Annotated in this window: 9 protein-coding genes; 2 read left to right on the forward strand and 7 right to left on the reverse strand. The window is 34.9% G+C overall.

Features of this window, described 5'->3' with window-relative positions; translation table 11 throughout:
• Positions 1–185: 185 nt before the first annotated feature.
• Positions 186–989 carry an SDR family NAD(P)-dependent oxidoreductase gene (locus D2K62_RS18435; RefSeq protein WP_112179565.1) on the forward strand — a complete coding sequence of 268 codons (804 nt, stop codon included), beginning with the start codon at positions 186–188 and terminating at the stop codon, positions 987–989.
• Between the two features lie 38 nt (positions 990–1,027).
• On the opposite strand, the gene D2K62_RS18440 is transcribed toward D2K62_RS18435, so the two are convergent.
• The 7 genes from D2K62_RS18440 to D2K62_RS18470 form a co-directional block, all read right to left on the reverse strand.
• Positions 1,028–1,843, reverse strand: coding sequence for an AAC(3) family N-acetyltransferase (locus D2K62_RS18440; protein WP_269813837.1), 816 nt, complete (start codon positions 1,841–1,843; stop codon positions 1,028–1,030).
• A gap of 164 nt (positions 1,844–2,007) precedes the next feature.
• Entirely contained in the window at positions 2,008–2,955 is a 948-nt protein-coding gene (locus tag D2K62_RS18445; protein WP_112179563.1) for a nucleoside hydrolase, read from the reverse strand.
• Positions 2,956–2,967: 12 nt separating this feature from the next.
• A complete protein-coding gene (locus tag D2K62_RS18450; protein WP_112179562.1) occupies positions 2,968–3,906 on the reverse strand; it encodes a nucleoside hydrolase in 939 nt (312 codons plus the stop codon).
• 81 nt (positions 3,907–3,987) lie between these two features.
• A complete protein-coding gene (locus tag D2K62_RS18455; protein WP_112179560.1) occupies positions 3,988–4,674 on the reverse strand; it encodes a lysozyme family protein in 687 nt (228 codons plus the stop codon).
• Positions 4,675–4,758: 84 nt separating this feature from the next.
• Positions 4,759–5,016 carry a hypothetical protein gene (locus tag D2K62_RS18460; protein WP_112179558.1) on the reverse strand — a complete coding sequence of 86 codons (258 nt, stop codon included), beginning with the start codon at positions 5,014–5,016 and terminating at the stop codon, positions 4,759–4,761.
• 22 nt (positions 5,017–5,038) lie between these two features.
• Entirely contained in the window at positions 5,039–5,599 is a 561-nt protein-coding gene (locus D2K62_RS18465; RefSeq protein ID WP_112179556.1) for a hypothetical protein, read from the reverse strand.
• A 127-nt stretch (positions 5,600–5,726) separates the two neighbouring features.
• Positions 5,727–6,428, reverse strand: a complete 702-nt coding sequence (locus tag D2K62_RS18470; RefSeq protein WP_112179554.1) for a BMQ_0737 family morphogenetic spore coat protein — start codon at positions 6,426–6,428, stop codon at positions 5,727–5,729.
• 223 nt (positions 6,429–6,651) lie between these two features.
• On the opposite strand from D2K62_RS18470, the gene D2K62_RS18475 reads away from it, so the two are divergent.
• Positions 6,652–7,632: a hypothetical protein gene (locus D2K62_RS18475; RefSeq protein ID WP_112179552.1), complete on the forward strand. Its 981-nt coding sequence runs from the start codon at positions 6,652–6,654 to the stop codon at positions 7,630–7,632.
• Positions 7,633–7,757: the final 125 nt, after the last annotated feature.

Below are 7,757 nucleotides of genomic sequence, written 5' to 3' on the forward strand. Positions count from 1 at the left end.
CACGGCTAAGCATGCGCATGGTCCAACAAATCCTGAAAATAATCCAACAAAAAAAGATTCCGACCATCTTCCTAAGATGATCGGAATCTTTTTCGTTATTTTGGCTAGTTATGTCCCAGCCTCTTTTATTTTTAAGTTTTTCGTGTTAATCTAACCAATATAAAAATCGAGAGGAGTAACATGAAATGAGTAGTATCTTCACCAATCATTCATTATCAAATAAGCATGCTTTAATAACTGGAGCAAGTGGGGGTATTGGCTATGCTACTGCGCTATTACTATCTCAAATGGGTGCAAATGTAACCATCACAGGAAGAAGAAAAGAAAAGTTACAACAACTAAGAGACGAAATACTTATTAAAGATCCAGATGCAAATATCTTCATTCAAGTAACAGACTTAACAAACGACAAGGAACGTATGCAGCTAGTTGAGAACGCTGAAAAAACATTTGGTTATATATCAATCTTGATCAACTCGGCTGGAATTTTAGGAAATGGCAAAGTAGAAGAAATCTCTCAATCACAACTGGAAGAGACAATGCATCTAAACTATACCGTTCCTATTTTATTGACACAAGAAGTTTTCAAAAAAATGAAACAGAAAAAAGAAGGCGTAATTGTAAACGTCGCTTCCTTATCAGGCTTACGCGGAACATTTGGTGGAACTGCCTATTGTGGCTCAAAATTTGCTTTAATTGGTTTTACACAATCGTTTGCTCTTGAAGCGATTCAAGATGGCATAAGGGTAAATGCTGTATGTCCAGGTTATGTGGAAACTGAAATGGGTAAACAGGCAATTCTGGATAAGGCAGATCGTGAAAATCGCTCTTTTGAAGAACAATATAAAAAAGCTTGTCAAAGCTTACCTTCTGGAAGAATTACAACACCTGAAGAAGTAGCCAACACAATAGCTTTTTTATCATCTGATGCAGCTACCAATATCGTGGGTGAATCCGTTAAGATTTCTGGAGGGTCTGTCATGCGTTAAAAATGAAAATGAAGAGCACTGGTTCAGACAGTAGCTCTTCATTTATTATAATGATCCCGCATAGTTAACCATGATTTCGCATAATCTACCGCACATTTCACTTGAAAGAGTCGCGCTTGTGCAGAACCAACTTTTCTTTTTTTTACATAAGTTTCATCTTCAAAACTTTTTCCTAAATAAGTAAATAAACTGCCTCTGAATTCTAATTCTTGATACGTTTTCCATACCTTTTTGTTATCTTCTAAAATAGGAGCTGTATGGTTAATTATCTTTTGGTAAGGTATCCGATATTCTGCCAAATGAAAAGCTGTACAACTCGCATAATCTACACCCAGCAACAATACATAGGCATTGTCTATATCGTATAATCTACCAAGCGGGGATGTATCTCCTAATCCATAATTCAATTCATGGTTGTTTATTAACCTATCTTTATACTTACCCCAAGCTGCAAATGAATAATTGGGGTGACTACTTCGTTTTACTTCTGGGCAAGTGAGAAACACCTCCACTATTCTACCCATATATGACGTCGGTGTATAAAGTGGATGGTAGGGTTGCATAGCCTTACGAATTTCTTCCCATTTTTTTTCAGGTACAGACGGTTGATCCCAACTAGACGGATCAGATAAATCGACAGATTGGGTTGGCATCATTATCGTACCCTCTTCTGTTAAAATCTCCATTATTGCTTGGATTACTGTTATTGGACCGCCTTTCACAGAACCAAGTGAGGATAAGGAAGAATGCACAATTATAGTCATTCCTTTTTTTAAACCTAAATTTTGCAAGTCATAAGATAAAGTTTCTTTCGTACGTATATCCTTTGTTCTTTTTAGGACTCTACCCATCATATTCTCATCACTTTTCAATTAATTAAGTTTATTTTATAAATCAAATAGCTGTTTCATTACCTTCTGCTACTTTCTAATTCAAACTCTCACAGACTTAAGTCTTGGTAACTATACAATATAACAGCGATACTCCGAACTTAAAACAGTTCAACGATTAGTCTATGTTATTCAATTGCTTTCAAACAATTTAACAACGACTCTTTGAATAATGCACGATCAACTACTTCACATACACGTACATTAGGTTCTTTGTTTAACCTACTATTAATATCAACTACACTATAACCTCTTGTAAACTCACCTTTTGTTTCAACATCAACATAATATGTATTAGCTTCTCTCATTATTTGCTTTTGAGCAGCTATCGCGACTAACAGCGTATCTGGATGTGTTGTACCCTCAAGGCGATGGACATCTCTATTAAAATTTTTCACAACTTGATTAACCGAAATAAAAAATTCTGATCCTTTGGTTCGAAGTCCTTCTATATCAAGATGATCCGCATCATTCATAATAGAATATTGCGTGCACATTTCCCAACCAACCATTGTCATCGGTATACCCGAGTGTAAAACAATTCGCGCTGCTTCTGGATCAACATAAAAGTTATATTCAGCAGCAGGTGTGATATTACCTAAATAGTTATTTGTGCCACCCATAATAAAGAGTTCTTTTATCTCCGTCGCAATTGATGGATCCTTTTTTAGTGCCATTGCAATGTTAGTCAGAGGTGCAATTGCTAATAATGATATTTCTCCTGGATTAGCATGAATTTTTTCAATTAAAAAATCTACTGCATGTTGTGTTTCAGGTTTTTGTCTTGCCTTTGGAAAATTCGCGCCACCCATACCATCTGAACCATGTACATCTTCTACCGTACGATGTTGCGCTTTACCAAGTTGTAAAATCGGCCCTTGGTGCCCTTTAAATACTGGAACTTGGCCACCCTTTCCAGAAACTTCAATAGTATAAAGGGCATTTTCAACTTGTTGGTCAAATTGAACATTTCCTCCTGTTATCATGACGCCTTCGACTTGAAAATGATGAAGAGCCATCAGAATTGCGATTGTATCATCCCCAGCAGTATCCGTATCAATAATCACTTGCTTCATCTGTTTTACCCCCTATTTAACCTGCTGTGCAAGACTCGTTAAATAATCGAAGAAATCACTTGCATCAACATCATATACTACACTCACTTCACGACCAGATTCAGATTCTACCGTTCTACCTTGACTAGGTACTTCTGTCAATACAGTGCTCATTACTGATTTTGTTTTCACTAGTTCTGGTTTTCCAATAAAAGCAGTCGTCAGCACGTCCCATAAATAATACGTGGAATTTGTTTCTCCATAAACTAGTGGTGGTACCGCAGCATAACATTGACCCAAGAAATCAACACCCTGATATTTACGTAGAGATGCCCATTTTTGACGTACATCTAATGTTAAAGGTACTTGTTGTGTACTTTCTAAAGCGATCATTTCTATTTTTAGCCCACTTGCCCATACTCGTTGGACCGCTGTTGGGTCCCAAAAGGCATTCCATTCTGCTGTTCCGTCATGCTCTGGCTCTTGCACATTACCGACTTCTTGAAATGTTCCACCCATCCAAACTAACTTTTCAATTTTATCTTCTATTTCTGGTGCTTCATCTAGTGCCCGAGCAAGATCTGTTAAAGGACCCGTAAATAATAGTGTTGTCTTTCCTTTTGTTTCCATCAATTTTTCAATCATGTGTTGATGCGCATATGAATTACTCAATGGTGTTTTCATTTCACCACTCTCATTTAAAATAGGTAATGCATCGACTGTAAACGTGTGTAAACGCCAATCATTTGGAAATGGATTTTCTCCACGAGAATTTGATTTTGCTACTTCTACTGAATAAGCATTAAATCGATCAATAATTTTACGACTAGCGTTTATACCAGGCTCCAAATAACCATCTGCCGGTATAACGGAGACGCCAGTTAATTCAACATCTTCCATTTGTGTAAGTAAAAACAAGGATACTAGATCATCCACTCCAGCATCGTGATTAAAATAAACTTTGTTTGTCATGTTTTTCTGTCCCCTTTACTATAATTAATTGGTTTATATTATATTGTACTATATTTTCTTTGCAAAATTCGACATTATTATCTAATTTGTTTCAAGACCGATCTGTGCAACTTGAACCGTTTCACTTGTCTTTGCTAGTGCACTTGGGTAATAACTCATTACCGCATCGACATAATAAATATCACCATAACAGGCATCATATGCTTCCGCTTCTGTTCGAATACAGCTATAATCCCCTGTATCTTTTAATTCTTCATATTTCAGTTTAGAAAAAGCTATTGCTAATACTTGTGTATAGCTTCCACCATTTTCTTTAACGTAATCAATAAATCCTTCACCAAAATTATAGGATTGTAGGGCGAGTTTCACATCACCGTCTGTTTTTTCTAAGACATTAACAAAATAATCTATACCTTTATCAATTGAAACCTCTGGATCACTAATACAACCAATCTCACCACAATAACTTTCAGACGCTTGCATCGGATCATTTCCTCTACCACCTGATTCCTGCATCATCAATGCCATTATGACTGCCGTATACGCTTCTTTACCCATTTCTTTCAAGTGTCGCTCTATTAACGGTTGGTAAGAAACAACAGATTCAGTCAAGTTATTTGGAATTGAATTTGTTTCTTCTTCTTGTACATAATTTGCCAAAATCATAACAACAACCAATACAAAAGCCACAAAAGCTGTAACAGCCCCTGTCAACAGGGTAGCTTTTAGCCACTTTTTAGTTTTTCTAGTAAACTTATTTCGCATCATACTAACCCACACCTTAACTAATAAACTATTATTATTGTAGCATCTTTGTTTACTAGCGGCATTATTTATACAAAAAAAGTAGAACTAGTTCGTTCTACTTTTTTTGTTAGCTATTAACTTCAAAACATTCTCAAATTGAAGTCTATTTTTTTCAATTAATTGATCGATTACATCCAAGTTTACCACCTTATCTTCTAGTCGTTGTTCAGTTGAGCTGGAACGGCGTTTTAATTGGATCAGCAATAATAAGATTGCATCATCTACTGTCTTATTCCCCCCCAGATTATCAATATGCTCTTTTGTTACATTTTCAATTAAACTCCACAAGACATCTTCATTCACACCTAAAACCTCCATTCCGAAATTAGATCTCTGTATGTATATTAATTGCGTTTAATGCCGCTATTCCTTCTTCTTTCTCTGTGTATATAAGTCCATTAACTCTACAAGAGAAGTTCCTGCCCTGTTCCCAAGCAAGTGAAAAATCAGAAAATGAAATTGTTTCAGAAGGTGCCAATGTTTTATTTTCCATCAGTGTAAACCAATACGCTCCTTCTTCCTCATCCATATCAATACGCTTCCAATACACGGCATCGGATTTTGATTGCGGGCCACTATTTACAGTTGTATACTTACCTGAAAATTGATAGCTATCTGTCGTTTGTATTAGTAGACAAATAGAGAGATTGTTAACCATTTCGTTTGTTCTATTTTGCACATGAAGGTTACCAATGATAAGATTCTCTTCAGCCTCGCGATACGTGATATTAAACGAATAGGTGTAGTAGGCTATTAGACCATTATCTGTTGTTGGTAATACCATATTATTTAATTGTTCTAATTCTTTTTCTATTTTTTTAAGATATGCTTCTGATTGTTTATTCCATTCCAACATTTTGTTTTGCAATATTTCCGTTTCATTCATTATAAAACCTCCTCGTAAAATTACATCTATATATTCTTATGTAACAGCCTAGGAAAAAATTAATATAATAAAAAAAGAGAACTATATTTCACGTAAATGAAATATAGCTCTATATAGTAAGAAATAATTAGTCTATACTTTTCGGTATAGGTTTATGAGGGTGTGTGATACCCGGAAATACAACTGGACACTGTGGCGGGATGACCGGCGAAGGGCATTCCTCTGACACTAATACATCACGTGGTTCACAGAAATCTGCAACTAATTCTAATGTTACATCAGCAACGCTTTGTACGCTTTGACAAACATCTAAAGAAAGATTAACGCTTTCTAGCGTACCAGCTACAATATTAACACTAGCACTACAACTAACATCAGATAAGCGAACGACTAATCTTGTTCCTTCTGGTGCACAAAGAAATACTGATTCAGGTATTTCTATCTCAATTGCATTGGATATTTCTACGAATGGTGTTGTTCCATCAAATCCACTAAATTCAATTACAACGTTAAGTGTTTTGACAAAGCTAACGCGTTGTAACGTAACTTGGCAACCATCAATTATAAATTGTCTATCTTGTCTGTCATCTGATTCTACCACCTCTAATAAAGCATTTGGTGGTAATGGGTTTCCTGTTATAGGATCTACCAAATAACACGTAGTAGTTAAATTGCTTACTGCTGGATCTCCAGGATCAATTGGTAATACACCAATCTCTTCTGCAGATATAATTTGATTAACAGTCTCTTGTAAAATAACCCAGTCATATACTTTTTCTGCATTAAAGCAAAGAAGCTCCTGTGCTCCTTGCGATGATTGACTCTGCATTTTATCTAACTCCTTTACTCAATTTATTTTTAAGTCAATATCAAAGTATGTCAATCACCCGATTGTGCCATGTACAAAGGTCTAGTTTTCTCTGATTTTGCTAAAAAAAGGGCGCTATACCCATAGTCAAATGTATTAATTCCTTTTCTTATATTTATAGGACACATTTCCTTTTTAAAAAACATATACTATCACATACTTGTAATTCCAGAGGTGACAGGCATTGAAGTATTCACAAGGCATGGATATGAATTACCTATTAGAAAAACAAAAACGTTATAAAAAGCTAATTAAAAGTTATCAAATTAATGATATAAGTAGAGAATATAGTCAGGCAAAAAAGGTGAATGAAAATCTGACCGAGAAAATTAACCAACAAACAGTGGTAATAGAAAAATTAAATAATCAATTAACTAACAAGGAGAATGAGCTTCAAGAAATTATTGCAGAAAACAAACGATTAAGAAACGAATTCACTAATAACAGTTCTTCAACTACTAATAACATTATCCAACAACTTCAGGATACGGTTACAAAAGAGTTGCAACGTCATTTATTTCTAATTTATCATCTTTCTGATGTATTGATGATGCTTGATCAAAACGCTGCAAATAAGGAGGTGTTTGATATCATGGATAATTTTAATACAAACAAGACAGAAGAATCACAAAATCCTTCTAATGTCGCTGGAGAAAGCAAGGAAGTAAGTCAAGGGCAATTTTTATCTGTTATTCAACGATCTGAGAATGAAGTAAAACCAGAAATTAAAGAAAATCCAGTAGAAAAAACGGCTGAAATTGAGCCAATTCAAAAACCAAAGCAATTCTACTTTAAAGATTTACAATCTTATAAGTCAGCTTATTTACTCCCAGAAAATAACCTAAAAGATGAAGAAAATGATTTAAAACAAAATTCTATTTTTAACCAAAAAATGAAAACAATTCAAAAAATTAAACAAAATCAACTTCAAAAGGCAACTAGTTTTAATCCTCGGTTAAATAAAGAGAAAGAACCTCTGATTAAAGAAAAGATACCAACAGAGGAAAAAGTAGAAACTAGTCCTCTAATTACTGATAAAGTAGAAACAGTTCAAGAAGAAACAATTGAAAATACTATTAATAACGATCCCATTGAAAAAGAAGTCGTACCAGAAACAGAGACATTTTTAAAAAAGCTCTGGAATAAAGTCAAATCCCTCGATTAAAGAGGCTGGGACATAACTAGCCAAAATAACGAAAAAGATTCCGATCATCTTAGGAAGATGGTCGGAATCTTTTTTTGTTGGATTATTTTCAGGATTTGTTGGACCATGCGCATGCTTAGCCGTGT

The organism is Paraliobacillus sp. X-1268, assembly GCF_003426095.1.
Classification (GTDB): Bacteria; Bacillota; Bacilli; order Bacillales; family Amphibacillaceae; genus Paraliobacillus_A; species Paraliobacillus_A zengyii.

Coding starts and splice junctions, on each gene's coding strand:
- D2K62_RS18435 (WP_112179565.1), top strand. CDS start 186: ATGAGTAGTATCTTCACCAATCATTCATTATCAAATAAGCATGCTTTA.
- D2K62_RS18440 (WP_269813837.1), bottom strand. CDS start 1,843: ATGATGGGTAGAGTCCTAAAAAGAACAAAGGATATACGTACGAAAGAA.
- D2K62_RS18445 (WP_112179563.1), bottom strand. CDS start 2,955: ATGAAGCAAGTGATTATTGATACGGATACTGCTGGGGATGATACAATC.
- D2K62_RS18450 (WP_112179562.1), bottom strand. CDS start 3,906: ATGACAAACAAAGTTTATTTTAATCACGATGCTGGAGTGGATGATCTA.
- D2K62_RS18455 (WP_112179560.1), bottom strand. CDS start 4,674: ATGATGCGAAATAAGTTTACTAGAAAAACTAAAAAGTGGCTAAAAGCT.
- D2K62_RS18465 (WP_112179556.1), bottom strand. CDS start 5,599: ATGAATGAAACGGAAATATTGCAAAACAAAATGTTGGAATGGAATAAA.
- D2K62_RS18470 (WP_112179554.1), bottom strand. CDS start 6,428: ATGCAGAGTCAATCATCGCAAGGAGCACAGGAGCTTCTTTGCTTTAAT.